Below are 24755 nucleotides of genomic sequence, written 5' to 3'. Positions count from 1 at the left end.
GAACCTTCCTCGGGCTGGGCTCCGGATCAGCGCCCGGCGTCCACGCTGACTTCGCTGGCATCGGCGGCGTTCTTCAGCAGAACATCGAGCAGGGTGACCGCGGCTGCTTTGTCCAGGGGGTTGTTTTTGTTCCCACACTTGGGCGACTGAACACAGGAAGGACAGCCGGATTCGCATTCGCAGGCCTTGATGGCGTCCCGTGTAGCGGCAAGCCATGTCTGCGCCTTGTCGAATCCGCGTTCGGCAAAACCGGCCCCGCCGGGGTGCCCGTCATACACGAAGATGGTGGGCACTCCGGTGTCGGCATGCAGGGCAGTTGATACCCCGCCGATGTCCCAGCGGTCACTGGACGCCACCAGGGGAAGGAGACCGATGGCTGCGTGTTCTGCGGCGTGCAGTGCACCCGGGAACTGGGCTTCAATCAGTCCGGCCGCGGTGAGGGAACGGTTGTCCACCAGGAACCACACTGCCTTGGTGAAGAGTTCCCGGGCGCCGAGGTCAAGCGGTTCCTCACCGAGGATCTCGTTGGAAATCAGGGCCTTTCTTTGAAAGGAGACCACCTGCGTGGTGACTTTAACGTCGCCGAAGTGCAGAGAAACGTCGCCCCATCTGGCCGTGCGCTGGGTTTCCAGCACCTCAATCTGCGTCACGTCCCGTGCCGTGGTGTAGTAGTCCGGGTTGGCGCGACGGACTACTACACAATGGTCGTCCTCGTTGAGGTCCTCCACCACGTAGCTGTCGCCCTGGTGGATGTAGACCGCACCGGTGTGCGCCTGGTAGTGGGTCTGGGGAGAGTCCATCGTTCCGAGGAGGGAGCCAGTATCAGCGTCGACAATGCTCACCGGGCCGCCGCCGTCAGCCCGCAGGTTTACCATTGCCGCGGCGCTCTGGGAATGGGTCCAGAACCAGCCCGCAGGCCGGTGGCGAAGATATCCCTGAGCTGCCAGGCGGTCCAGGAGCCTCTCGGCGGTGCTTCCGAACAGGTCAAGCTCGCCGGCACCGAGCGGAAGTTCGGCCGCGGCCGCGCACAGGTGCGGTCCCAGCACGTACGGGTTCGACGGATCGAAGACAGTCGCTTCAACCGAGACGTCGAAGATTGCCTCCGGGTGGTTCACCAGGAAGGTATCCAGTGGATCGTCACTTGCCACAAAGGCCGCGATCGCGTCCTGTCCTGCCCTGCCTGCCCGCCCGATCTGCTGGAACAGCGAGGCTCTGGTCCCTGGCCAGCCGGCCACCAGAACAGCGTCCAGCCCGGAAATGTCGATGCCCAACTCCAAAGCGGAGGTGCTTGAAACACCCAGGAGCCGACCGGAACGGAGCGCTTTCTCCACAGCCCGGCGTTCTTCAGGAAGGTATCCGGAACGGTAGGCAGCCACACGCTGCGGCAGGCTGGGATCCACTTCGTCCAGCAGGCGTTTGGTGATGGACGAGATCGTCTCGGCTCCGCGCCGGGATTTGATGAAGGCTATGGTGCGGATCTGCGCTGACACCAGGTTGGCGAGCAGGTCCGCAGTTTCAGCAACAGCGGTGCGCCGCTCCTTAGCGCCGTTCTCGCCCTTCACCTCGGTCAAGGCAGGTTCCCAAAAGGCAACCGTGGTGGCGCCGTGCGGTGAGCCGTCCTCCGAGACCGCCTTGACGGGTGCCCCGATAAGCCGGGAGAAGGAAACTTCAGGGTCCGAAGCCGTCGCGGAGGCTGCGATGAAGACAGGTTCGGGAAAGGCTGACCCTGCTCCGTAGTACGCGCAGATCCGCCGCAGCCGGCGCATCAGGTTGGCTACGTGCGAGCCGAAAACGCCGCGGTAGCTGTGGGCCTCGTCAATGATGACATAGCGGAGGCGGCGGAAAAACCCAGCCCACCAGGCGTGGTTCGGAAGTATGCCAAAGTGCAGCATGTCAGGATTGGCCAGGATGAGGTTCGCGTGGTCGCGGATCCACCGCCGGGAAGCCGGGTCGGTGTCGCCGTCGTAGGTTTCCGCCCGGACGGTGGGCAGCTTCAACGCCCTGATTGCGTTCAACTGGTCAGCTGCGAGTGCCTTGGTGGGGGACAGGTAAAGGGCCACCGCGCCGTCGTCGTGGATCTTTCCCGGGTCGGCAAGAACGCGCAGTTCGGAGCGGTGGATGGCATCCAGCGCCGGCATCTGATAGGCGAGAGACTTTCCGGAAGCGGTTCCGGTAGCAACGACAACATGCTCTCCGCCGTGGGCAATGTCCGCCGCTTCCACCTGGTGGCGGTAGGGCTTGTGGACACCCAGCAACCCGTAGGCGGCCACCAGATCCGGGTGAACCCACTCCGGCCACTGCCCGTGGATGGCTTTCCGGGCGGGGATGGTCCGGACATGACGCAGCTGCTCCGGGTCCGGGCCGCGGCCCAGCAGGGGTATCAGCGAGTCGTGGGGGTTCACCCCAATATTGTTTCACCCCGGGGCTTACCGGCAGGCCCGGTTCGCCGTCGGTGTAACCGGCGAGGCGGGCCTGGGGCCGGGGTTAACTCAGCGAGAGATCGGCCCCGTCGCGGGATGACGAGAGCATCAGCACGCGCGAGACGGTGGTCCAGCCAAGGTGGGAATACAACTTCTGGCCGTCGAGGGAAGCCAGCAGCAGACCTGTTTGGACATCATGTTCGAATGCCTGCGCCGCCAGTGCGCGCATGATGAAGCTTCCCAGACCACGCCGCTGGAAGGCCGGTTCGGTAATGATTTTGTCGAACACTGCGGTATCGCCCACCACAAAAACGCGGCCGCTGGCTGCAAGGGTCTCCCCGGAACGGACAACAGCGTAATGCACGCCGTCCTGCATCGACGTTGTCAGGGCCAGGTCATCGTCGGACAGCCAGGGATCCTCGGCATCCTGGGTTTCCATGTCCACAATCATCATGGCCTGGGAGTCGGAGGTGACGTTCAAACCATGCTGCAGGGCAAGGACCGAATAGCGGGCGAGGTCGTTGCTCAGGATGGTCAGACCCCTCGCCGGCACTTCCGCAGTCTTTGCAGCTAGGGCTGCAAACTCCGCATCCGTAGGCTCGGATGCGAACAACTCCCACTCGCCGGTGGTGTCGGCCCGTAGCGCGGCGGGGAAGCGGCCTTCGGCGGACGTCCGGTAGCCGCGGCAGCCTGCCCAGCCGGCGACCCATACTTCGAGAAGGCCAGTGATGTCATTAACCATGGTTTCCGGGCTCATGGGATGAGACTATTCCAGCGCAGTCACAAGCAACAGGGGTAGGCAGGGCGGGAGGCCCGGTGCTTATGCAATTGTGATGCGCCGTCACAATGGACGCAGTGACGGTTCACTGCCGTCCGTGAAATACGGGCAGGCGGGCTGCCGGAATCGCAGCCGGTAACCTTAAATACGTGGCTTTGAACCGAATTGTGCTTTTTTACGGCTTTACCCCCATCGCTGATCCGGACGCTGTGCGGCTCTGGCAGCGCGCCCTCTGCGAGAAGCTGGGACTTACCGGGCGGATCATCATTTCCAAGGACGGCATTAACGCCACGGTGGGCGGCGAGATCGGCGCCGTCAAGCAGTACGTCAAGACCACCCGGGAATACGAGGGTTTCCATGGCATCGACGTTAAATGGTCCGACGGCGGTGCGGAGGACTTTCCCCGGCTCAGCGTTAAGGTGCGGGATGAGATTGTCTCGTTCGGCGCGCCAGGTGAACTCCAGGTGGACGCCAACGGCGTAGTGGGCGGCGGCGTGCACCTTAAGCCCGAAGAACTGCACGAACTGGTCGATGCGAAAAAGCAGGACGGCGAAGAGGTGGTTTTCTTTGACGGCAGGAACGCCTTCGAAGCCCAGATCGGCCGGTTCAAGGACGCAGTGGTCCCGGATGTCGCCACGACCCACGACTTCATCAAGGAGCTCGAATCCGGCAAGTACGACTCCCTCAAAGACAAGCCCGTGGTTACCTACTGCACCGGCGGCATCCGCTGCGAGGTGCTTTCCAGCCTGATGGTCAACCGCGGGTTTAAGGAGGTGTACCAGCTGGACGGCGGCATTGTCCGGTACGGCGAAACCTTCAAGGACCAGGGCCTGTGGGAAGGCTCGCTGTACGTGTTCGATAAGCGCATGCACCTCGAGTTCAGCGAGGACGCCAAGACCATCGGGCAATGCACCCGCTGCGCGGCGCCCACCAGCAAATTCGAGAACTGCTCCAACCCCAGTTGCCGCACCCTCACCCTGTATTGTGCCGACTGCGCTTCCAGCCCGGAAACCCTGCTGTGCCCGGAAGGCTGCTCCGCTTAGGGACCACCAGCCCGCGTCCCCGGGACTTACCCCACGGCAAACGAACGGGCATCGCACAGGACATGCGTCACAGGCGCCGGAGGCGGTAGGCGTAATTGGCGCCCGTCCTGGACTCCACCGTGATGCTCAAAGCTGTCTCCGCGGAAAGATAAATGACGTTCTCGCGGTTCACCCCGCACCGCAGCCCCAGCTCCACCAGCGTCAGCGAGTCGCTCTTTACCGTGAAGGTCACCCGCCGCTGGCTTCGGCAGGTCAGCGCGAGTGCGTACGTGCCGGTTCCCACCACGGCTGTGTTTTCAGTCCGGACTTCGCCTGCCGCCAGGAGCCCGGCACCGGCATGCACCACCGGATGCCCGGTCTCCGGCAGGGTTCGGGCCACCCAGGCGCCAAGCTCGGCTTCACTGACGGGCTCGCGCTGCAGCGGATCCCGGGTAAACACCGGCGCCGGGGCCACCGTTTCCCCCGCGTCGGCCGCGCCGCTCCAGCTCCGGCCGTCGTCGTACGTGTATTCACAGCCGCCCAGCGCCAGGCCGGCCGCCAGCACAACACCGAGAACGGCGGCGGCCGCCGGATTCCGCGTCTGCCGCGCACGGACTGACCGCCCCTGAAAAGGCACGGAGCACGTCCGCACTCTGGGCATAGTCCGACTGTATGCCCGGACGCCGCCGCGGACCAGACTTATTCTGCGGGCGCCAGTTGGTATGCGTAGATCAAGGGGGAGTCCACGCTGGAGGTGCTGACTTCCAGCCTCCCCGACTGCGGCAATGTGATTTTGGTGATTTCCCGGCTGCCGTTGCAGGCCGCACCGGCGTCCACCACAGCTTCCCCGTCCAGGGATACCGCAAAGAAGGCCTTGCCCCCGCCCTCGCAGGTGGCCGTCAGGGTATACCGGCCGGCCGGTACGTCGGCCGCCTCCTGAACGGTGCGGTCCCGGTTGAGTATCTTGCCGGCATCTTCGATGACGGTGCCGGAACCTGTGGGCAGTGCAGTAGCGCGCCACTGCGGAACGTCCGCGTTTTCGATCGAGACCACGGGCGAGCACCCCGCCAGCACCAATGCAGCGATACCCGCCGGCGCACAGGCAGTAAGCAGGGAACGCTGCGGGCGGGCGGGCTGCTTCCGGGCGCACGGAAGGCTGGAAGGCAGTGGAGGCATACCTCCACGCTACCGCCTTGGCCCCAGCCCCGGTTCCCAGCTCCCGGTGCCGGACTAAACTTGGGCAGTGCCTAAATCCCCATATGAGTTCACCGACGGCAACACCCCCGACGCTCCCCGCAGCGACCTTCCGGAGCTGCTCACCGCACTTGCCGCTGACCTGCGCCTGGTGGGTTACACGCTCGACGGTGTGGCCGGGCTCCTCGGCGAACCGGCCTACGGTGCGCTGAACCGGGACCAGCTCATTCCGGCCCTGCTGGCTGCCGACCGGGCTGTGCAGCGGGACGGGGGCAACGCGGCGCTCGCCGCCGTCGTCCGTCTCTGGCTGCTCGCCGAGCCGCAGGCAAGTGCAACGCTCGACGCCGCCCTGCCGGGCATTCGCGCCGAGGGCCTGCAGGAGCTGGGGCTGGTGGAGCCCGTTCCTGGCAGTCCGCTCCTGGCAGCCAAGGCTGACCTCCGGCCCTACGGCTGGGAGGGCACCGAGGATGACACCGCAGGCGGCAGCGGCGGGGCGGAACTGTGGGTGGCCAGCGACTTGGCGGCACACCAGCAGGAAGGCGTTCTCCGCCACGACCACGTTCTGGGCATCGGGCAGGCGTCCACCACCCTGGTGCAGACCACGTTCCGGCAGCACACCGAGCGGGCACTGGACCTGGGGACGGGATGCGGCATCCAGGCCTTCCACCTGCTGCACCATTGCGGGCACGTCACAGCTACCGACATTTCTGAACGCGCCCTGGCCTTTACCAGGTTCAACATCCTGCTAAACGCCGTGGCGCTGTCCGTGGATCCGGCCCGGCTGGAGGACAGGGTGAGCCTGCGCCTGGGTTCGCTCCTGGAGCCCGTGGCGGGCGAGGAATTCGGCCTGGTGGTCTCCAACCCGCCCTTCGTCATCACACCGCGGAGCGCGGGGGAGGAAGCGTCAGAGCAGTTTACCTATCGCGACGGCGGCCTTCCGGGTGATGAGATTGTGGCAGCCCTCGTGGCCGGGCTGCCGGCTGTGCTCGCTCCCGGCGGAACGGCGCAAATGCTTGGAAACTGGGAAGTGCAGGCCGGCGCCGCCTGGCAGGAGCGCCCTCAAGGCTGGGTGCCCGCCGGGACGGACGCCTGGTTCATCCAGCGCGAGACGGTGGGCCCGGAGGAGTACGCCGAGACCTGGCTGCGTGACGCGTCCGAGGGCCGGGACCGGCAACACTACAAGGAGGCCTACGCCGCCTACCTCGAAGACTTCGAGTCACGCAACGTGGCGGGGATCGGTTTCGGGATGGTGCTGCTCCGGCGCCCCCTTGACCCGGCGCAGGCCGCTTTCAACCGGTTTGAGGAAATCACTTACCCCATTGAGCAGCCGATCGGGCCCCACTTGGGTGCGGCGCTGAACCGCCAGGACTGGCTGGCTGCCAACAGCGTCAGCGACGCGCACCTGCTGGTTGCGGACGATGTCACCGAGGAACGCCACCAACGGCCCGGCGCCGAGCACCCCGGCGTAATCCTGCTTCGGCAGGGCGCCGGCCTGCGCCGGACGAACCTCCTCAGCACCGAACTCGTCGGGTTTGTTTCGGCCTGCGACGGCGACCTGTCCGCCGGGCAGATAGCCGGTGCGCTGGAGGCGCTGCTGGGCGGCGGCGTGGTGGGGGAGGAAGGGTTCGACGCCGGCTCCTTCCGGCGCGGTTTGCTCGCCGACGTGGCCAATCTGGTTCGCGATGGGTTCCTGATTCCGGCCGGGGATTAAGACGCGGAGGGCCTTCCGGGTAACCCCCTTGTTTTCCACATGAATGCGCACAATTCTTCAAAATATGGTGAACTAGGCCAGTATGGGCGCATCTGCCCGAGCAACCTTTTTCTGTAGGAGCACCGTGCCAAGCAAGGCCAAAACCGGCAAGAAACTCGTGATTGTGGAGTCTCCGGCCAAGAGCAAGACCATCGCCAAGTACCTGGGCGAGGGCTTCATCGTAGAGGCCTCCATTGGTCACATCCGCGACCTGCCGCAGCCGTCCGAACTCCCTGCCGAACTGAAGAAAACCTCGGTAGGCAAGTTCGCCGTCGACATTGACCACGACTTCAAGCCCTACTACGTGGTGTCCCCGGACAAAAAGAAAAAGGTGACCGAGCTCAAGGCTGCGCTCAAGGACGCCGACGAACTTTATCTCGCGACCGATGGGGACCGCGAGGGCGAAGCCATCGCGTGGCACCTGCTGGAAGTGCTCAAGCCCAAGGTACCGGTATACCGGATGACGTTCGGCGAAATTACCAAGGAAGCCATCCAGCGCGCCATGGGCAACCTGCGCGATGTCGATTCGGCGTTGGTGGACGCCCAGGAGACCCGCCGTGTCCTGGACCGCCTGTACGGCTACGAGATCTCCCCGGTGCTGTGGCGCAAGGTGGCGCGCGGGCTTTCCGCCGGCCGCGTGCAGTCCGTGGTCACCCGTATGGTGGTGGACCGCGAACGTGAGCGGATGGCCTTCACAGCCGCCTCCTACTGGGACCTCACCGGCCAGTTCGGCGCCGACGCTGGCTCCTTCAAAGCGAAGCTTGCCAGCGTTGACGGCTCCAAGGTGGCTACCGGCCGTGACTTCAACGACGACGGCGTTCTGACGTCCAAGAACGTCGCCCACCTTAACGAGGAGCTCGCAACGTCCCTGGCGGCTGGGCTGCAGGACGCAGAGTTCCGCGTCCGTTCCGTTGACACCAAGCCGTACACCCGCCGGCCGGCTGCGCCGTTCACCACCTCCACGCTGCAGCAGGAAGCCGGCCGTAAGCTGCGCTTTTCCTCCAAGAGCACCATGCAGATCGCCCAGCGCCTGTACGAAAACGGCTACATCACCTATATGCGTACGGACTCCTCCGCGCTCAGTGACGAGGCCGTGACTGCTGCCCGGCGGCAGGCTTCCGAACTGTACGGCCCCGAGTACATCCCGGGATCTCCCCGCGTCTACTCCAACAAGGCAGCAAACGCGCAGGAAGCCCACGAGGCCATCCGTCCCGCGGGTGACTCCTTCCGGACCCCCGCGCAGGTGGCCAAGCAGCTTTCGGGTGACGAGTTCCGGCTTTACGAGTTGATCTGGAAGCGGACCGTCGCGTCCCAGATGGCTGACGCCAAGGGTTCGACGGCGACCATCCGCCTTGGTGCGGTGGCCTCCGACGGGCGGGACGCCGAGTTCTCCGCGTCCGGCACCGTGATCACTTTCCCCGGCTTCCTCGCCGCTTACGAGGAAGGCAAGGACGAGACCCGCGGCGACGACGACTCGGATGAAGCCCGCCGCCTCCCCAACGTCACGAAGGGCGATGCGCTCAAGGCCTCGGACATCATCGCAGTTGGCCACGAAACCTCACCGCCGCCGCGTTACACCGAAGCCTCGCTGACGGCGGAACTGGAAAAGAAGGGCATCGGACGCCCGTCCACGTACGCGTCCACCATCTCCACCATCCAGGACCGCGGCTACGTCCGGAAACAGGGCTCCGCGTTGGTCCCGAGCTGGATCGCCTTCTCGGTCATCCGGCTGCTGGAGCAGCACTTCAGCGACTACGTGGACTACGAGTTCACCGCGGACATGGAAGGCGACCTGGACAAGATCGCCAACGGCCAGGCTGCGGGTGCTTCCTGGCTGCGGCACTTCTACTTCGGCGAGGACACGGACCCGGGCCTGCTGAGCATCGTCAACAACCTCGGTGAAATCGACGCGCGGGAGATCAACTCCATTCCCATCACGGACGAAATCACGCTCAGGGTGGGCAAGTTCGGCCCGTACCTTGAGAGCTCCGCCGCCACCGTGGACCCGAAGACCGGGGAGATCGTGGAGTCGCCCCGGGCGAACGTCCCGGAAGACCTCGCCCCGGACGAACTTACTGCCGCCAAGGCCATCGAGTTGATGGAGACCGCCGCTCCCGAGGAACGCGTGCTGGGCACCGACCCCCATACGGGACACACCGTCGTTGCCAAGAACGGCCGCTACGGCGCCTACGTCACCGAAGTCATCCCCGAGATGACGGAGGAACAGATCGCCAACCAGCCGGTGGAGTACTACAAAAACGGCAAGCCCAAACCGCCCAAGAAGCCGGTCAAGGCCAAGCCGCGGACCGGTTCGCTGTTCAAGTCCATGACGGTGGACTCCGTGACCCTTGATGAGGCACTGCAGCTGATGAGCCTTCCGCGTGCGCTGGGTGAGGACGCCGAAGGCAACCTCATCACCGTGCAGAACGGCCGGTTTGGTCCGTACCTGAAGAAGGGGACGGACTCCCGGTCCATCGGGTCCGAGGAGGAAATCTTCACCATCACGCTGGAGCAGGCACTGGAGATCTACTCCCAGCCCAAGCAGCGCGGTGCACGGGCGGCCGTGCCTCCACTTGCGGAGTTCGGCCCGGACCCGGTGTCGGAAAAGAACATCGTGGTGAAGGAAGGCCGCTTCGGCCCGTACATCACCGACGGCATCACCAACATCACCGTTCCGCGGGCCACCGCCCTGGAGGAACTGACGCGTGAACAGGCTGTGGAGCTCCTTGCGGAGAAGCGTGCCAAGGGGCCGGTCAAGCGCACCGCCACGCGCAAGGCTCCTGCCAAGAAGAAGGCCACGGCGAAGAAGTAGGGTGGCCCGGCGGGTGGTGAGGGGAATTGCGCCGTGGTCCGCCGCGTGATCATGTAGGTGTATGACCGAACAGCCTGCGCACATCGATCCCCAGCCGCTGAACGACCTTGAGGAGAAGCTCGCCCAGGGCGGACAGCCTGATGCCAGCCCCGTGGACGTCATCCTGTCCTTCCTGAACAGCGAGGTCTACATCGTCAGCTCGGACGGCATCGAGGGCGAGGATTCCCAGGTGGAGCCGCTGGTCCTTGCCAATGCCGACGGCGATCCCGTCCTGGCTGTCTTCTCGCACCCGAGCCGCGTTGACCAGCAGTACCTGGACGCAGCGCCGAACGTCCTCGGCACCCAGGGCGCTGCCATCATCGCCAACATCGGCGAAGAACTCGGCATGGTCATCAACCCGGGCGCCGCCTACGGTTTCGAGGTCAACCCCGAAGGCATTGCCAACATCAAGCGCGATTTCAAGCGTGCCGACGAGCTCCCCGACGGCGACCCCTCGGGCCCGGCCGAAAACTGACACTTCCCCTGAGTCGCCAGACATGACGTGCCGGTTGGGCCGGAACCGCCGGACCGGGGAATAATGGCAGCATGCGGCTAGGCGTCCTCGATATCGGGTCCAACACTGTCCACCTCCTACTGGTGGATGCCCACCCCGGCGCGCGGCCAGTGCCGTTCGCGTCGCACAAGCGTCCGCTCTCCCTGGTCCAGTATCTGGAGGCGGACGGCAGCATCAGCGATACCGGGCAGCATGAGCTCACGGAGTTCGTGCTTGAGGCGTGGGAATTCGCGGCCCGGCACAAGGCCGAGGACCTTCTGGCCTTTTGTACCTCCGCCATCCGCGAGGCCACCAACGGCCCCGAAGTCCTGGCCCGGGTCAAGCACGAAACGACTGTCACACTGCAGGAACTCACGGGCAGCGAGGAAGCGTCCATGACCTTCTTCGCCGTCCGGCGCTGGCACGGCTGGGGCGCCGGCCCCATCCTGAACCTGGATATCGGCGGCGGCTCTTTCGAGATGGCCTTCGGCCAGGACGAACTGCCGGAGGTTGCCACGTCTGTGCCTCTCGGTGCCAGCCGGCTCACCCGGGACTGGCTGACCGAGGACCCGCCCTCGGCGAAGAGCGTCAAAGAGCTGCGGCGCTACATTCAAGCCACGCTCAAGCCCGCTGTCCGCGAATTCGATGGGCTGGGCCGGGCCAACCTGGTAGCAGGGACCTCGAAAACCTTCCGGTCCCTCGCCCGGATCGCGGGCGCGGCCCCCAGCACTGCCGGCCCCTACGTCAAGCGCGAGCTGTACGGGTCCGATCTAGGGGTCTGGGCGCAGCGCATCTCGGCCATGAGCGCGGAAGACCGGCTCCACCTGCCGGGCGTTTCAGAAGCCCGGGCACACCAGTTGCTTGCCGGAGCGCTGGTGGCGGAGGCGGCCCTGGAGCTCTTTAAGTTCAAGAAAATCAGGATCTGCCCGTGGGCACTCCGCGAGGGCTTGATCCTTCGCCGCCTCGACCAGCTGGTGTTCTCCGGGCCGCTGGAGCCTGCGCCGCACGTCGCCCCCGCGGCCATCGGCGCAACGGTCTAACAAAGCCGCAAGACGGAACCGGCGCTTAAAGGCGGAAGCACCGGCGGCCGCGACAGGAAAATGGGGGAAAACCTGTTACGTACGCCGGTGCCCTGGCAGGCATCCCCATGCCTGCCGCATCACTCGCACCCTCAATGAGGTAACAACAACTCTAGGGACAGCACTTGTGAGGAAGCTGCGCCCAACATGTGAGCAACCTGTGAACGCTTTTTCGGAAGTTCCCGGTTAGGGGATTTTGCTGCTGGATATGTTTGGGCGCGGCCTGGTGTGAACTGCAATGATGGAGCCATGAGCAACCGAATCGCCTTTCTTGGCTGTGGGTCCATGAACGAAGCCATCCTTAGCGGTCTGCTGGAAGCCGGGACGGACCCGGCCGACATCGTGGCCACCGTCCGCCGCGCGGAGCGGGCCGCGGAGCTGGCGGAGCGCCACCACGGCGTCACCGCGATCGCAGGCGAGGAGGAACCGGACAACAACAAGCAGGCCGCCAAGGGGTCCGCCGTCGTGATTCTGGGCGTGAAGCCGGCCGGCATTACGGACCTGGCGCGGGAAATCAGCGGCGCCCTTGCGCCGGACGCCGTGGTGGTCAGCGTTGCCGCGGCCGTGTCCATAGCCCAGCTGGAAGCGGCGCTTCCGGCCGGGCAGCCCGTCATCCGCACCATGCCCAACACTCCTGCCAAGCTGGGACGCGGTGTTGTCTCTGTCTCGCCGGGCTCCAACTGCACTTCCGGGCAGCTCCAAAAGGTCAAGGGCATCCTGCAGGGCGCGGGGACCGTCGTCGAAGTTCCCGAGGAACAGGTGGACGCGCTGTCGGCCATCAGCGGCTCGGGACCGGCCTACGCGTTCTATCTTGCCGAGGCCATGGCCGCAGCAGGGGAGGAACTGGGCCTGGACGCGGAGCTCTCCCTGCTCCTGGCCCGGGAAACGGTGGCGGGCGCCGGATTCATGCTGGCCGAGCCGGGCGCGGACCCCTCGGCGCTGCGCAAAGCAGTGACCAGCCCCAACGGCACCACGGAACGGGCCATCGCCACCTTCGACGAGCGGGGCATCCCGTCCATCATCGCCGCCGGTGCCCGCGCGGCGGCTGACCGCGCCGCGGAGATCACCAAACAGCTCGGCTAGGGGCGGGCGGCAAACCGCTCGAGCAGGTCCACGTGGCCGGAGACAATCAACATGTCCCGGGAGGACACCTTGGTTTCGGGCCTGGCATACGTGAAGTCCTCGCCGGGGGACTTGACGCCCACAATCGTCACCCCGTATTTGGACCGGACCTTGGACTCGTCCAGGGTAAACCCGACGGTCTCGCGCGGCGGGTACATTTTCACGATGGCGAAGTCGTCGTCGAACTCGATAAAGTCCAGCATGCGCCCGGACACCAGGTGTGCTGCGCGGACGCCGGCGTCGGCTTCCGGGTAGATCACGTGGTTCGCGCCGATGCGGGTGAGGATTTTGCCGTGGGAAGGCGTGATGGCCTTCACCCAGAGGTGTTCGATGCCAAGATCCACCAGGTTCACCGTAATGAGCACCGAGGATTCGATGGACGTGCCGACGCCTACGACGGCGGAGCTGAACTCCTGAGCACCGAGCTGGCGGAGGGCATCGATGTTGGTGGCGTCGGCCTCCACCACGTGCGTAAGGAGCGGCGCCCACTTCTGCACAAGGGTCCGGTCCCGTTCGATGGCGAGCACTTCGCGGCCCTGCTTCACGAGCTGCTCAGCCGTGGAGGAACCAAAGCGGCCCAGCCCAATGACCAGCACCGGGGCATTATGGGCGGGGCGCCTGGGGGCGTCTGGGGAACTAGCCAATGATGGGCCTCTCTTCGGGATAGTGGTACAGCTGGCTGCGCTGGCGCAGGGCCAGGGCGGCGGCAAGGGTCACGGTGCCCACGCGGCCCATGAACATCAGAGCGGTCAGGACATAAACACCCGACGGCGGCAGCTCGGCACTGAGGTTGGTGCTCAGGCCCACCGTGGCGAAGGCGGAGATGGTTTCGAACAGGACGCGGTCCAAAGACGCTCCACTGATCTGGAGCAGCAGGAACGCGGACACGGAAACCAAGGTGGCTCCTGCAACAATGACCGAGATGGCAACCCGCATGGTGCCCTGCGGAATGGTCCTGCCGTAGACCTTCACGTCGGCGTCACCGCGGGCTTCCGCCACGATGGCCAAAAACATCACGGCGATGGTGGTCACTTTGATGCCGCCCGCCGTCGAGGCTGAACCGCCGCCGGCAAACATCAGTGCGTCGGTCAGGAGCATGGTGGTGGACTCCATCTGGTTCTGGTCCACCAGGTTGAATCCGCCGGACCGCGTCATCACCGACGCGAAGAGCGCATGGGTGAACTTTTCCCCCAAATCCATCCTGCCGATGGTGCGGCTGTTGTCCCACTCCATCAGCCCCCACAGGAACGTTCCTGCCAGGAGCAGTATGAAGGAGACCTGAATGGTGAGCTTGGTGTGCAGGTTCCACTTTTTCCAGTTCAGGCCGTTCTGCTGCAGGACCATCACCACGGGAAAGCCGAGGCTGCCCAGGAACACGCCCAGCATCAGGGGGACGAGGATCCACAGGTCCGTTTCGTAGGGAACGATGCCGTCCGAATGCGGCGTGAAACCGGCGTTGTTGAAGGCTGAAATGGCGTAGAAGATACCATGCCACACGGACTGCCAGAAGGGTTCGCCCAGGGTGAGGAACCGCGGGATCAGGGCAAGCGCAAGGATGGCTTCGATGACCACGGACGTGGTGATGACGATCCGCAGCAGGGTACCCACCTCGCCCAGCCGGCCTGCGTTGTTCATCGATTCGGCAGCAATGATTTTTCCGCGGACCCCAAGGCGCTTGCTCACCATCAACGCCAGCAGCGATGCGAGTGTCAGCGTTCCAAGGCCACCGATGAATATGCCGACCAGGATTACCAGCTGCCCGAAGAAGGACCAGTGCACCGCTGTCGAAACAACCGTCAGGCCGGTGACGCAGACCGCCGAGACGGCCGTGAACAAAGCCTGGTGCGGCGGCGTGACGACGCCGGCGGCCGAGGAGATGGGCAGGGACAGCAGGAACGTGAACACAAGACACACCGCAGCGAACGCGCTCAGGGCAAGCCTGGCGGGCGACGTGTTGGCAATATCGTCGATGAAGTCGCGGAGCTGTGTAAGAACCCAGAGGCCCTCCCGCTCCTGCGCGGGATGCCAGCTGGCCGGGTTCCGGGGCCTCGACTGGCTTTGCGTCATGTGTGGCTTTTCCTCGGTTTGTTTGGCTTCCCTCAGTAGTAAACCACTTATGCCCGCGTAATGGCCGGGCAGGAACGGGTGCAGGCTCGGGTAGCCTGTGATTGATGACATATTTGCCCGGTCTTAGCAAGCCCGCGCCGCCGACGACGGTGGTGTGGGGCGCTGACATGACCGCTTACAACTTCGGTCCGGGGCACCCGATGGCGCCCGAACGGATGGACCTCACGGCCCGCCTTGCGCAAAGCCTGGGACTTTTCGACCTGGAGCACCTGGCAGTGGCAGCGCCGGAGATCGCCACCGACGGCGAGCTGGAGTCCGTGCATTCGGCCGAATTCGTGGCCGCGGTCCGCAGGGTCAGTGAGGACCCCTACGCGGCGGACGAGCTCCGGGGCCTGGGAACTGAGGACGATCCCGCTTTTGCCGGCATGCATGAGGCCGCAGCGAGGCTGGCGGGCGGCTCCCTGCTGGCCGCTACCCAGATCCTGGAGGGATCAACCCTGCACGCGGTGAACTTCGGCGGCGGCATGCACCACGCCGCCCGTGACAAGGCCAGCGGGTTCTGCATCTACAACGATGCCGCGCTTGCTGTGCAGAAACTGCTCGACGGCGGCATCCGCAAAGTGGCGTACATCGACGTCGACGCCCACCACGGGGATGGGACGGAAAGCATCTTCTGGGACGACCCCCGGGTACTCACCTTGTCCTTGCACGAGAGCGGACTCACATTGTTCCCCGGGACCGGCTTCGCCAATGAAATCGGCGGACCCAACGCGGAGGGGACTGCGGTCAACATCGCCTTGCCGTCAGGGACAGGAGACGCCGGCTGGCTTAGGGCCTTCCATGCCGTGGTGCCCCAACTGGTGGCAGCGTTCGAGCCCGAGGTGATCGTGAGCCAGCACGGCTGTGATTCGCACCGGACGGACCCGCTCACGCACCTCAACCTCAGTGTTGACGGGCAGCGGGAGGCGGCAACCGCCGTCGGGAATCTTGCCGCCCGCTACTGCGGCAACCGCTGGATTGCCACCGGCGGTGGCGGGTACAACGTGCTGCACGTGGTGCCCAGATCCTGGAGCCACCTGATCGCCATTGCCGCGGGCAGGCCGGTACCGCTGCGGACGGCCGTTCCCGAGGACTGGCGAAGGTACGTCGAGGAAAAGTTCGGCGCCGCCACCCCCGGGCTGATGGGCGACGACGTGGAGCTGTGGTGGCGGTCTTGGGAAGTGGGGTTTGATCCTAACGACGCCGTGGACCGCACCGTTATGGCCACCCGCAAGGCAGTCTTTCCGCTGCACGGACTTGATCCCTGGTTCGACTAACGGAATTCTCCTCCACGTGCCCCGTGCCGGGCGAAATAGTTGATGCCTTTCGAGGCATATGTCGCTAGGGTGGGAGGCATGGTGACAGACGACGTATTTGCCGTCATTGCGGAATCGACCCGTCGGGACATCCTGACCTCCCTTCGATCAGGGGACAAGGCTGTCGGGGAGCTCGTGGAGGAATTGGCGGCGAGCCAGCCCACCATTTCCAAGCACCTGAAGGTCCTGCGGGAAGCCCAGCTGGTGAGCATGCGCGCCCAGGGCCAGAAGCGCTACTACGCGCTGAACCGCAAGCCGCTGGAGGGGATTGCCAGCTGGCTCGAAACATTCGACGTCGGCGCCGCGGCTTCCGCTCCGCCGGCACCTGCAACTGTTGCCTCGACCCCGGATGGGGATTCTCCGGCTCCTGCCTCTCCGGCTCCTGCCTCTACTGCGCGGGAAGACCTCACAGCCGACGCAGTGGCCGCTGACGCTGTCTCCGCCGGAGTGCTGGCGCCGGACGGCACCGACCTGAGTCCCGCCGTCGTCATTCCGGGCGGAACTGTTGCCCCGCTCAGCGATGACAGCGTGCCCCAGCAGATCGGCCGGACCGTGGGCCGGGCGGCCACCAAGGCAGCCGACCTGCTGGCGAACCTGCCCAACCTCCCCAAGTTCGGCCGGAAAAAGTAGCCCCTTAAGTCAACTCAGCGGCGCCTACTTGTTGAGCAGCCGCACGTGCTCCGGGGTCAGTTCGGAGATTTTGCTGACACCCAGCAGGGCCATGGTGCGGGCCATGTCCTTTTCGAGGATCTGGATGGTGCGGTCAACGCCGGCGCGGCCGCCCGCCATCAGGCCGTAGAGGTAGGCGCGGCCGATCAGTGTGAAGTCCGCGCCGAGGGCCAGGGCCGCCACGATGTCGGCACCGCTCATGATGCCGGTGTCCAGCATGATCGCGGCGTCGGTGTTGTCCGCGGTGAATGCCTGCTTGACCTCTGGGAGCAGGTGGAACGGAATGGGGGCCCGGTCCAGCTGGCGGCCGCCGTGGTTGGAAAGAATTATGCCGTCTGCGCCATGGTCGACCACCCGGCGGGCGTCCTCGACGGTCTGGATGCCCTTGACCACCAGCTTGCCCTTCCAGGTCTCGCGCAGCCAGTCCAGGTCCTCGAAGGTGAGGGTGGGGTCGAACATGGAGTTGATCAGGTCGGCAACGGTGCCCGTGTAGCGGGACAGCGATGCGAACGTAAGCGGCTCGTGGGTGAGGAAGTTGAACCACCAGGCCGGGCGGTAGGAGGCGTCCAAAACGGTCTTGATGGTGAGCGCCGGCGGGATGGTCATGCCGTTGCGGACGTCGCGGAGCCGGGCGCCGGCCACCGCCGTGTCCACGGTAACCATCAGGGTGTCGTTGCCGGCTTTGGCGGCCCGCTCGATGAGTTCCAGCGAGCGGTCGCGGTCCGTCCACAGGTAAAGCTGGAACCAGTTGCGGCCGTTCGGGGCCGCTGCTGCCACGTCCTCAATGGAAGCGGTGCCCATGGTGGAGAGCGTGTAGGGGATTCCGGCGGCTTCAGCAGCCTGGGACCCGGCGTACTCCCCTTCGGACTGCATCATGCGGGTGAAGCCGGTGGGGGCGATGCCCACCGGGAGGCGGGACGGCTTGCCGAGGATTTCCGTGGTCAGGTCGATGGCGGAGACGTTCCGCAGGATGCCCGGACGGAATTCGATGTCCAGGAAGGCCTGGCGGGCCCGGCGAAGGGTGATTTCCTCTTCGGCTGCGCCGTCGGTGTAATCAAAGGGTGCCTGCGGGGTGCGGCGCTTGGCGATGTCCCGCAGTTCCCACACCGTGCTGGCGCGCTTGATCCGGGCTTCTTTGCTGAACTCCGGCTTCTTGAACTGCATCAGGGGAGCCAGGTCCGAGTACTTGGGGATTCGGCGCTTCAGTGCCGCGGGGACGGCGGAAGCAGCGCCTGCCGGGGTCACGGCAGCTGCCGGCGTTGCCGGAACATCCGCGGCCTCCGGAGCAGGCGTGAGCTCCGGGTTATGGGGCTGAATGGTGTGGGTCATGGCATCCTCCGTTGGGCCGGTGACAGGTCTTGCCATCGGGCAAGCCGTTCTGTGGTCTAACCACACTGTAGGCCATGTGGTCCAACCACATCAACTACCATTGCCTCATGAAAACCCATCAGCTTGTCCTGGCCTGGATAGAGAATGAGCTCTCGGAGGGGCGGCTGGCTGTGGGCGGCCGATTGCCGGCCGAGCGTTCCCTCGCTGAGCAGCTGCAGGTATCACGCACCTCTGTCCGGGAAGCCATCCGGATCCTTGAAGCCATGGGCGTAGTACGGGCGGGGGTAGGGTCCGGGCCGGAGGCGGGAACGGTTGTCATTTCGGATCCGACGGCGGCATTGGGTTCTGCGCTGCGGCTGCACGTTGCCACCCAGCACCTTCCCGTGGCGGACATCGTGGAGACGCGCATGCTCCTCGAGTCGTGGGCGGTGTCGCATGCCAAGCCTGGCGCGCCGGAACTAGCAGGCGCAGCAAGGCTGCTGGACCAGATGGATGCGGAAGCGGTGGCGGTCGATGAGTTCCTGGCCCTGGACGTCCGTTTCCACCTCGCCCTCGCCGACGCCGCGGGCAATGCCGTGGTCAGCGCCATGATGGGGTCGCTGCGTGAATCCATTACCGGCTACGCATCCCGGCTCACTGCCAACCTTCCGGACTGGGATGCCACTGCCGCCCGCCTGCGGGCTGAGCATCACAGCATATTGGCCGCTGTGCAGGGTAACGACGGCGTGCGGGCGGCCAAGCTGGTCGCTGCCCATATCGAGGGGTACTACAAGGAGGCCGGGCTGGCTTCCGGCGGTCCGGAGCCAGCCCGGCCGTAGCGCGGGGTGTGCGGGGAAGTGCTGTTAGCGCAGGTCGATGTCCATCGCCTGGAAATCATCTGCCGAGTGGCGGCCCACGAGGATCCGGAACGTGCCCGGCTCAAATTGCCAGCCGCCGTCGTAATGGGCGAAGGACCGGGCCGGAAGCTGGATCTCAACACTCTCCGTGCCGCCCGGCGCCAGGTGCGTTCCCGCGTACCCTGCCAGCCACCGGACGGGGCGTTCCACCGCGGTTTCCGTGCGCTCCAGGTACACCTGGACCACTTCGCGGCCGGAGCGGTTGCCGGTATTGCGGACTGGAACGTGAACCGTAACATCATTGCCGGCCTGCACCGATTGGGGTGCATGCGGAGCGCACAGCTCAAAGGAGGTGTAGCCGAGTCCGTAGCCAAAGGGCAGGGCCGGGGCGGCACCGCCTTCGGCCTGCTGCTTGAGCCAGGCCCGGTAGCCGACGTGGATGCCTTCGGAGTAGACCACCTTTCCGTCCACCGGGGTGGTGTTGAGCACGGGCACGTCCTCAAGTGCGGCGGGCCAGGTGGTGGGCAGGCGGCCGCCGGGTTCCTCGGCGCCGAGCAGGATGTCCGCAATGGCGCGGCCGAATTCCTGGCCGCCGAACCACCCGAGCAGGACTGCTCCCACTTTGTCGAGCCACGGCATTAGGACCGGCGAGCCGGAGTTCACCACGACTACTGTGCGCGGGTTGGCGGCGGCGACAGCTTCCACCAGTTGGTTCTGGTGGCCGGGGAGGTCCAAATCCTTGCGGTCGAAGCCCTCGGATTCGATGGCGGCGCTGGTTCCGACCACCACAACGGCAACGTCGGCGGCCTTGGCGGCCTCCACTGCGGCGTCAATTTCGGCCTGTGCGTCATCCACCACGGTTTCCTCACCAAGGAGGATGGCGGTGAACGGGATGACCTGCTGCTTCGGCAGTTCGTAGACAGCCTCGATCCGAACGCTTTCACCGGCAGCAGTTTCCACGGCGTGTACCGTCTTGGGAGGATCGAAGAGGGCTGCTCCGAGCACGTCGGTGTCATCCTCGATTTCACCGTTGAACACTTCTTCGCCCTTGAGCGCGAGCTGGATGTGACCGACGGTGCCGACGCCCAGGTGGTGGAGGCCCGCCGTAGGGGCGGTCCACTCCGCTTCCATGCGGATGGTGGCAGCACCCTCCGGAATACCGACGCCAAACCAGATGAGGTGCGATGCCAGCCGGTCCTCCCCCGAGATTACTGAGCCGTCCTCCGCCAGGAAGGTCACCCGCATGCCGGGAACTGCGGATACCGGGTTGTGCAGGGAGGTGCGGGGGAAGGCCTGCAGCCCTTCGGCCACCTTCGCGCCGCGCGCGTAGCTGACGCTGACGCCTTCCGGCAGCGCTTCGCGGAGCCCGTCCAGGGGCGAAACCGTGTACTTGGGCATGACGGTGGCGCTGCCGCCGCCCTGGGTGCGGGCTTCCTCGGCGTTGTGTCCGCTGACCGCGATGCTGGTGAGTGCCGATGGATTGAGGGGCAGCAGCGCGTCCCTGTTGCGGACCAGGACCGCGCCGCGGACGGCCACTTCACGGGCGGCGGCGGCCGCGTTGAGCGGTGCCGGCAGTTCCGTAACGGCGGGGGTGACTCCTTCGAGGGAACCTACGCGGGCGGCGAGCCGGAGGATGCGGATGACCTTCTCAAGGATGGCGGCACGGCTGACGCGCCCCTCATTCACTGCTGCCAGCAGCTTGGGGCCCCAGTGTCCTACCGGTCCCGGCATCTCCAGGTCCTGGTTTGCGTTCGCCGCCTCGACAGAGCGGACGCCCGTCCAGTCTGAAACGACCACGCCGTCAAAGCCCCATTCGGTGGACAGCGGCGTCTTCAGGAGCTCGTTCTCACTGGCCGTGGTGCCGTTGATGGAGTTGTAGGAGCTCATGACCAGCCAGGCGCGGGCGTCGGTGATGGCGTCCTCGAAGGCGGCCAGGTACAGCTCGCGCAGAGGACGCTCGTCAACCACGGAATCGGCGGTGAAACGGTCCGTCTCGGCCTCGTTGGCAAGGTAGTGCTTGGGGGTGGCGCCGACGCCCATCGATTGGACGCCCGCAACGTACCCCGCAGCTACGGTTGCGGTCAGTCGGGGGTCCTCACTCATGCACTCAAAGTGCCGGCCGCCCAGCGGGGAGCGGTGAAGGTTGATGGTGGGCCCGAGTACGGCGTGCACGCCCTTGCGGCGGGCTTCCTGGCCCAGGACCTGTCCGTAGCGGTGCGCCAATTCCACGCTCCACGTTGCGGACAGCGCGGACGAGGACGGTAGTGAGACGGAGTCGTGGCGCTCATCGAAGTCTTCGCCCCGGACGCCGGAAGGACCGTCGGAGAGGACAACCCGGGACAGGCCGATCGAGGGAAGGGCATGGGTGGCCCATACATCGGCGCCGGTCAGCAACTGGATCTGCTGCTCGAGCGGAAGGCTTTCGGCGAGCTCGCGGATGCGCGCTTCAGCGTCCGGGGAACCGGCGGCCGGTGCCGTGACAGCTGGGGAAAGGGTGGGGTTCATTTACTTGACTCCTTTGATGCGGGTGACGAGAACGGCGCCGATGATGCCGACGACGGCCCCGCTGATGAAGAGGGCGGGGTAACCACCCAGCGTGATCACAGGCAGCGCAAGGGCGGGCACCAGTGACTGGGGCAGTGCCTGGGCGATGTTGAAGACGCCGAAGGTCTTCGCGTTCTCGCTCTGGTCCTTGGGCAGCAGGTCTGCGATCAGGGCGACGTCAACAGCTCCGAAGCAGCCCAGGCCGAGACCGGCAACAGCCTGGCCAACAAGGACCTGGTCGGTGGTGGTGCTGGTGGCGATGATGATCAGGCCGGCCATCAGGATGATCGCCGATGCGATAACCATTCCCTTGCGCTTGCCGATCTTGTCGCTGATCCAGCCGCCCGCGAGGCTGCTGATAACGGTGCCGGCCGCGCTGACCAGGGTTGCCTGGAAGACCAGGCCGGTGACATCTGCTTCAGGAACTTTGAGGTGGTCGATGAAGAAATACGGCAGGTAGAGCAGACCTGCGCAGTAGCCCATGTACACCAGGAATTTGGTGAACCAGGCCCATCCCAGCCCCGGGTAGGCGCGGGGGTTGAAGTAAAAGGACCCGGCGATTTCCTTTAGGTTCAGCGGTGCAGGCTTCTGAGTAAGGACTCGGTCCTTGAAGGTGAAGGCAAACGCGATCGCGATAGCTGTTCCTACGGCACCCGGCACGACCGCCATCTGAAAGGCGTTGTCGAAGAGCTGGGCGAAGTAGGCTGCGGCCACCAGACCGATCGGCAGTGTCATTCCAATCAGGCCGGACAGGCGTCCGCGCTCGGCCGGGGCCGTCTGGTCCGGCAAGGTTGCTACCAGCGCCGCCAGCGCAGCGTTGAAGCTCAGCTGCGCCAGGATCCAGGCCGCCAGCACGCTGGGGACGTTTGTGGCTGACCCGAGCAGGACCAGGGAACCCATGCCCACGATGGATCCACCGATGATCCAGGGTTTGCGCATGCCGAACCTGGACGTGGTGCGGTCGCTCAGCCGGCCGAAGAACGGGTTGGCTAACAGGGCGATCAAGGCGCCGACACCAGCTACCAGACTGAGCGCGCCGGCGCGGGTCTCCGGCGTGGTGATCTCTGCGACCTTGATGGCCAGCACCACCAGTGCCGGGGCCAGAACGGCCATCCACAGACCTGCACTGGCGATCGGCATGCCAATCACATAGGCGCGGGGTGTCCTGGTGGGTGTTCCCGGGGAGGGAACGGTTGAAACATTGCTGCTGGAAGAACCGCGTACAGGCGGTGCTGCGGAATCTTCGATAGTGGTCTCGTTGGCCAAGTTGCCTCCTGACAAAAAAGTGACCCTCCGTTGGGTCCCGAAACGATGGTACCGACAAAAACCGAGTCTGACTAGATTTTTTCCAACGGTGGTGAAATAGACTTGCCAGATGCCTTCATCAAAGCCCCGTGGCCAGTACGCAAAAGGGGCGGAACGCCGCGAGCAGATCATCCAGACCGCAACCGACGTTTTCGCCACCGAAGGCTTTGAAGGGACGGCCTTGAAGCGGGTGGCAGAGCTGGTGGGAGTAAAGGAAGCCACCCTTTTCCACTACTTCCGGGGCAAGCAGGAGTTGCTCACGGCAGTGCTGGCGGAACGGGACCGGCGTGGAGTTGCGGACAGCGATGAGGATGAAGTCGGTTTGGGGTTGCTGGTGCCGGTCGCCGAACGGAACCGTCGGGAGCCGGGCCTCACCACGCTCTATGCCGTGGCATCAGCCACTGCCAACGATCCCGGGCATGATTCGCACGGGTACTTCCAGGAGCGTTATGCCATGCTGGTGGAAACCCTGGGCGAGGATATTGAACGACGCCAGGCCGCCGGAGAGGTGCGCCGCGACCTCCCGCCAACGGCGCTTGCGCGGTTAGTGGTGGCTGTCTTTGACGGACTGCAGCTGCAGTGGCTTTATGACAAAGAGGTTGACATGGCAGAGGGGCTCGCCCAGTTCGTGGACGTGCTCATGAAACCCCCGGCCCAGTCCTTGCCGGGCGTTTAGCCGTGAACCGTTGAACGGGGAGCCTTGGCCGGGCCGCTGCTGGCCCGCACTTGGAGGCGCGGCTGGTAACGGCTGCCGGGCGCGGCATTGTCTTCCTTGCGGATCAGCGCGCGCAGCTGGTGCCAGGCCTGCTCGCCCAGTTCAGTAATGGGAACGGCGGCCGTGGTGAGGGCGGGGGTGGTGTATTTGGCAAACGGGATGTCGTCGAACCCGGTCACCGAGATGTCGCCGGGAACGTCGAGGCCCCGTTCGTGCAGCCCGCTCATCAGGCCCATGGCCACCAGGTCATTGAAGGCAAGAATTCCGGTGGCGCCGCTTTCCAGTACGGCGTCTACGGCGTCGTGCCCGGTGTCAAAGTCCGAACCGCCTTCAAGCATCCGGACGTCCACCTGCGGATGGGCCGCCTTGAACGCCTCCAGGCCCTGGAGTCGCATGCCGTTGGAAGCACTTCGCGGCGGCCCCGCCAGGAATGCCAGGCGGGTGTGGCCCAGGTCCACCAGGTGCTCTGCGATGTCCTGAACCCCCCGCCCGTAATCCACCACCAGGCTGGGTACCCCCGCGGCTGACGTGGTGCGGTTGATCAGCACCAGGGGGTGGAGCGAGGGTGCAATCTCCTCCAGTTCTGAATCGCTCATGCGCGGTGCACACAGGACTAGGCCATCGCACCGCCGGCGGGCCTCCCCGGCGAGGATTGTTTCTTCGCTGGACACCTCAAAGGAATCGGCTATTAGAACGCGGTAACCGTCCTGGGCGGCAGCCCGGCTCAGTCCGCGCAGGATTGCCTGGAACGTGGGGTTCGCCAGGTCCGGCACGACGATGCCGATGGTGTCGGTCTTGCCCAGGGCCAGGCTGCGGCCCACCGGGTTGGGCTGGTACTTCAACTCCGCCGCCGCAGCCCGGACCCGGGACGCGATGTCCGGGTCAACAGTGAAGTTGCCGTTCATGACACGGGACACCGTGGCATGGGACACCCCAGCCTTGACCGCCACGTCCGCGATCCCGATCCTGCCGGTTGCCGATCTCCTGGCCATGACGGTCCCTTCTTCAACTCGGCGGGGGTCCAGCCCTGCGCCGATGTGCTGCCTGTGGGCAGGTTCTGCCGCCTGTGCCGGCGGGGTATTGAAAGAAAGCATATACCGGTGCGGGAAAGCGATTTCTACTCCTTTCCCGAGTTTTCCCACAACTTTCAGGTCGTGGGGCCGAGCCGCGCCGGTTCAGCGCAGCAGAAACCGTTTTCTCCCGCCATTGATAATGGTTGACGGATA

The 24755-nt window shown here is 65.3% G+C and carries 20 protein-coding genes; 10 read left to right on the top strand and 10 right to left on the bottom strand.

What is annotated here, in order from left to right:
• Positions 1-26 precede the first annotated feature (26 nt).
• Together AC5RT4_RS07605 and AC5RT4_RS07600 are read right to left on the bottom strand one after the other, a co-directional pair.
• Entirely contained in the window at positions 27-2402 is a 2376-nt protein-coding gene (locus tag AC5RT4_RS07605; protein WP_494105366.1) for a DEAD/DEAH box helicase, read from the bottom strand.
• An 82-nt stretch (positions 2403-2484) separates the two neighbouring features.
• On the bottom strand, positions 2485-3177 hold the full coding sequence (locus AC5RT4_RS07600; RefSeq protein ID WP_494041456.1) for a GNAT family N-acetyltransferase: 693 nt from the start codon (positions 3175-3177) through the stop codon (positions 2485-2487).
• 170 nt (positions 3178-3347) lie between these two features.
• On the opposite strand from AC5RT4_RS07600, the gene trhO reads away from it, so the two are divergent.
• Entirely contained in the window at positions 3348-4241 is an 894-nt protein-coding gene (gene trhO / locus AC5RT4_RS07595; RefSeq protein WP_494105365.1) for an oxygen-dependent tRNA uridine(34) hydroxylase TrhO, read from the top strand.
• 67 nt (positions 4242-4308) lie between these two features.
• Here the strand turns inward: trhO and AC5RT4_RS07590 are convergent, their stop codons facing one another.
• Both AC5RT4_RS07590 and AC5RT4_RS07585 read right to left on the bottom strand, forming a co-directional pair.
• On the bottom strand, positions 4309-4857 hold the full coding sequence (locus AC5RT4_RS07590) for a DUF6023 family protein (RefSeq protein ID WP_494105364.1): 549 nt from the start codon (positions 4855-4857) through the stop codon (positions 4309-4311).
• Positions 4858-4919: 62 nt separating this feature from the next.
• The gene (locus AC5RT4_RS07585; protein WP_494105363.1) at positions 4920-5396 is read right to left on the bottom strand and encodes a DUF6023 family protein; all 477 of its coding nucleotides are present in this window, start codon (positions 5394-5396) and stop codon (positions 4920-4922) included.
• Between the two features lie 67 nt (positions 5397-5463).
• Between AC5RT4_RS07585 and AC5RT4_RS07580 the strand changes: the two genes are divergently transcribed.
• The 5 genes from AC5RT4_RS07580 (at position 5464) to proC (ending at position 12670) form a co-directional block, all read left to right on the top strand.
• A complete protein-coding gene (locus AC5RT4_RS07580) occupies positions 5464-7125 on the top strand; it encodes a DUF7059 domain-containing protein (RefSeq protein ID WP_494105362.1) in 1662 nt (553 codons plus the stop codon).
• Between the two features lie 124 nt (positions 7126-7249).
• The gene (gene topA, locus AC5RT4_RS07575) at positions 7250-9976 is read left to right on the top strand and encodes a type I DNA topoisomerase (RefSeq protein WP_494105361.1); all 2727 of its coding nucleotides are present in this window, start codon (positions 7250-7252) and stop codon (positions 9974-9976) included.
• Positions 9977-10037: 61 nt separating this feature from the next.
• Positions 10038-10490, top strand: a complete 453-nt coding sequence (locus AC5RT4_RS07570) for an SseB family protein (protein ID WP_494105360.1) — start codon at positions 10038-10040, stop codon at positions 10488-10490.
• Between the two features lie 71 nt (positions 10491-10561).
• Positions 10562-11548, top strand: coding sequence for a Ppx/GppA phosphatase family protein (locus AC5RT4_RS07565; RefSeq protein WP_494105359.1), 987 nt, complete (start codon positions 10562-10564; stop codon positions 11546-11548).
• A 288-nt stretch (positions 11549-11836) separates the two neighbouring features.
• Positions 11837-12670, top strand: a complete 834-nt coding sequence (proC, locus tag AC5RT4_RS07560; RefSeq protein WP_494105358.1) for a pyrroline-5-carboxylate reductase — start codon at positions 11837-11839, stop codon at positions 12668-12670.
• Here proC and AC5RT4_RS07555 read toward each other — a convergent pair.
• Positions 12667-13305 carry a potassium channel family protein gene (locus AC5RT4_RS07555; RefSeq protein ID WP_172801511.1) on the bottom strand — a complete coding sequence of 213 codons (639 nt, stop codon included), beginning with the start codon at positions 13303-13305 and terminating at the stop codon, positions 12667-12669. The genes proC and AC5RT4_RS07555 overlap by 4 nt on opposite strands.
• A gap of 40 nt (positions 13306-13345) precedes the next feature.
• Complete coding sequence (locus AC5RT4_RS07550) at positions 13346-14776, bottom strand: TrkH family potassium uptake protein (protein ID WP_494041465.1); 1431 nt, start codon at positions 14774-14776, stop codon at positions 13346-13348.
• Positions 14777-14880: 104 nt separating this feature from the next.
• Between AC5RT4_RS07550 and AC5RT4_RS07545 the strand changes: the two genes are divergently transcribed.
• Together AC5RT4_RS07545 and AC5RT4_RS07540 are read left to right on the top strand one after the other, a co-directional pair.
• The gene (locus AC5RT4_RS07545) at positions 14881-16092 is read left to right on the top strand and encodes an acetoin utilization protein AcuC (protein WP_494105357.1); all 1212 of its coding nucleotides are present in this window, start codon (positions 14881-14883) and stop codon (positions 16090-16092) included.
• Between the two features lie 78 nt (positions 16093-16170).
• Positions 16171-16761, top strand: coding sequence for an ArsR/SmtB family transcription factor (locus AC5RT4_RS07540; RefSeq protein WP_494041467.1), 591 nt, complete (start codon positions 16171-16173; stop codon positions 16759-16761).
• Between the two features lie 24 nt (positions 16762-16785).
• Here AC5RT4_RS07540 and AC5RT4_RS07535 read toward each other — a convergent pair whose 3' ends face one another.
• Positions 16786-18129, bottom strand: coding sequence for an alpha-hydroxy acid oxidase (locus AC5RT4_RS07535; RefSeq protein WP_494041468.1), 1344 nt, complete (start codon positions 18127-18129; stop codon positions 16786-16788).
• Positions 18130-18236: 107 nt separating this feature from the next.
• On the opposite strand from AC5RT4_RS07535, the gene AC5RT4_RS07530 reads away from it, so the two are divergent.
• The gene (locus AC5RT4_RS07530; RefSeq protein ID WP_494105356.1) at positions 18237-18947 is read left to right on the top strand and encodes a FadR/GntR family transcriptional regulator; all 711 of its coding nucleotides are present in this window, start codon (positions 18237-18239) and stop codon (positions 18945-18947) included.
• A gap of 24 nt (positions 18948-18971) precedes the next feature.
• Here AC5RT4_RS07530 and AC5RT4_RS07525 read toward each other — a convergent pair whose 3' ends face one another.
• Together AC5RT4_RS07525 and AC5RT4_RS07520 are read right to left on the bottom strand one after the other, a co-directional pair.
• Positions 18972-21470 carry a beta-glucosidase family protein gene (locus tag AC5RT4_RS07525; RefSeq protein ID WP_494105355.1) on the bottom strand — a complete coding sequence of 833 codons (2499 nt, stop codon included), beginning with the start codon at positions 21468-21470 and terminating at the stop codon, positions 18972-18974.
• Positions 21471-22775, bottom strand: coding sequence for an MFS transporter (locus AC5RT4_RS07520; protein ID WP_494105354.1), 1305 nt, complete (start codon positions 22773-22775; stop codon positions 21471-21473).
• Positions 22776-22884: 109 nt separating this feature from the next.
• Between AC5RT4_RS07520 and AC5RT4_RS07515 the strand changes: the two genes are divergently transcribed.
• Positions 22885-23490, top strand: coding sequence for a TetR/AcrR family transcriptional regulator (locus AC5RT4_RS07515; protein WP_494105353.1), 606 nt, complete (start codon positions 22885-22887; stop codon positions 23488-23490).
• Here AC5RT4_RS07515 and AC5RT4_RS07510 read toward each other — a convergent pair.
• Complete coding sequence (locus AC5RT4_RS07510; RefSeq protein ID WP_494105352.1) at positions 23487-24521, bottom strand: LacI family DNA-binding transcriptional regulator; 1035 nt, start codon at positions 24519-24521, stop codon at positions 23487-23489. The genes AC5RT4_RS07515 and AC5RT4_RS07510 overlap by 4 nt on opposite strands.
• Positions 24522-24755 lie beyond the last annotated feature (234 nt).

The sequence above is a fragment of the Arthrobacter sp. sptzw42 genome (genome assembly GCF_059089685.1).
Note: the sequence above shows the minus strand (reverse complement) of the source record. Positions and strands in the feature narration are given on the sequence as shown.

Bases quoted from the DNA above. Each gene is read 5' to 3' on its own strand.
- AC5RT4_RS07530 (WP_494105356.1), top strand. From the start codon at position 18,237: ATGAAAACCCATCAGCTTGTCCTGGCCTGGATAGAGAATGAGCTCTCG.
- AC5RT4_RS07515 (WP_494105353.1), top strand. From the start codon at position 22,885: ATGCCTTCATCAAAGCCCCGTGGCCAGTACGCAAAAGGGGCGGAACGC.
- AC5RT4_RS07525 (WP_494105355.1), bottom strand. From the start codon at position 21,470: ATGAACCCCACCCTTTCCCCAGCTGTCACGGCACCGGCCGCCGGTTCC.
- AC5RT4_RS07545 (WP_494105357.1), top strand. From the start codon at position 14,881: ATGACATATTTGCCCGGTCTTAGCAAGCCCGCGCCGCCGACGACGGTG.
- AC5RT4_RS07570 (WP_494105360.1), top strand. From the start codon at position 10,038: ATGACCGAACAGCCTGCGCACATCGATCCCCAGCCGCTGAACGACCTT.
- AC5RT4_RS07535 (WP_494041468.1), bottom strand. From the start codon at position 18,129: ATGACCCACACCATTCAGCCCCATAACCCGGAGCTCACGCCTGCTCCG.
- AC5RT4_RS07585 (WP_494105363.1), bottom strand. From the start codon at position 5,396: ATGCCTCCACTGCCTTCCAGCCTTCCGTGCGCCCGGAAGCAGCCCGCC.
- AC5RT4_RS07600 (WP_494041456.1), bottom strand. From the start codon at position 3,177: ATGAGCCCGGAAACCATGGTTAATGACATCACTGGCCTTCTCGAAGTA.
- AC5RT4_RS07565 (WP_494105359.1), top strand. From the start codon at position 10,562: ATGCGGCTAGGCGTCCTCGATATCGGGTCCAACACTGTCCACCTCCTA.
- AC5RT4_RS07540 (WP_494041467.1), top strand. From the start codon at position 16,171: ATGGTGACAGACGACGTATTTGCCGTCATTGCGGAATCGACCCGTCGG.
- AC5RT4_RS07510 (WP_494105352.1), bottom strand. From the start codon at position 24,521: ATGGCCAGGAGATCGGCAACCGGCAGGATCGGGATCGCGGACGTGGCG.
- proC (WP_494105358.1), top strand. From the start codon at position 11,837: ATGAGCAACCGAATCGCCTTTCTTGGCTGTGGGTCCATGAACGAAGCC.
- AC5RT4_RS07550 (WP_494041465.1), bottom strand. From the start codon at position 14,776: ATGACGCAAAGCCAGTCGAGGCCCCGGAACCCGGCCAGCTGGCATCCC.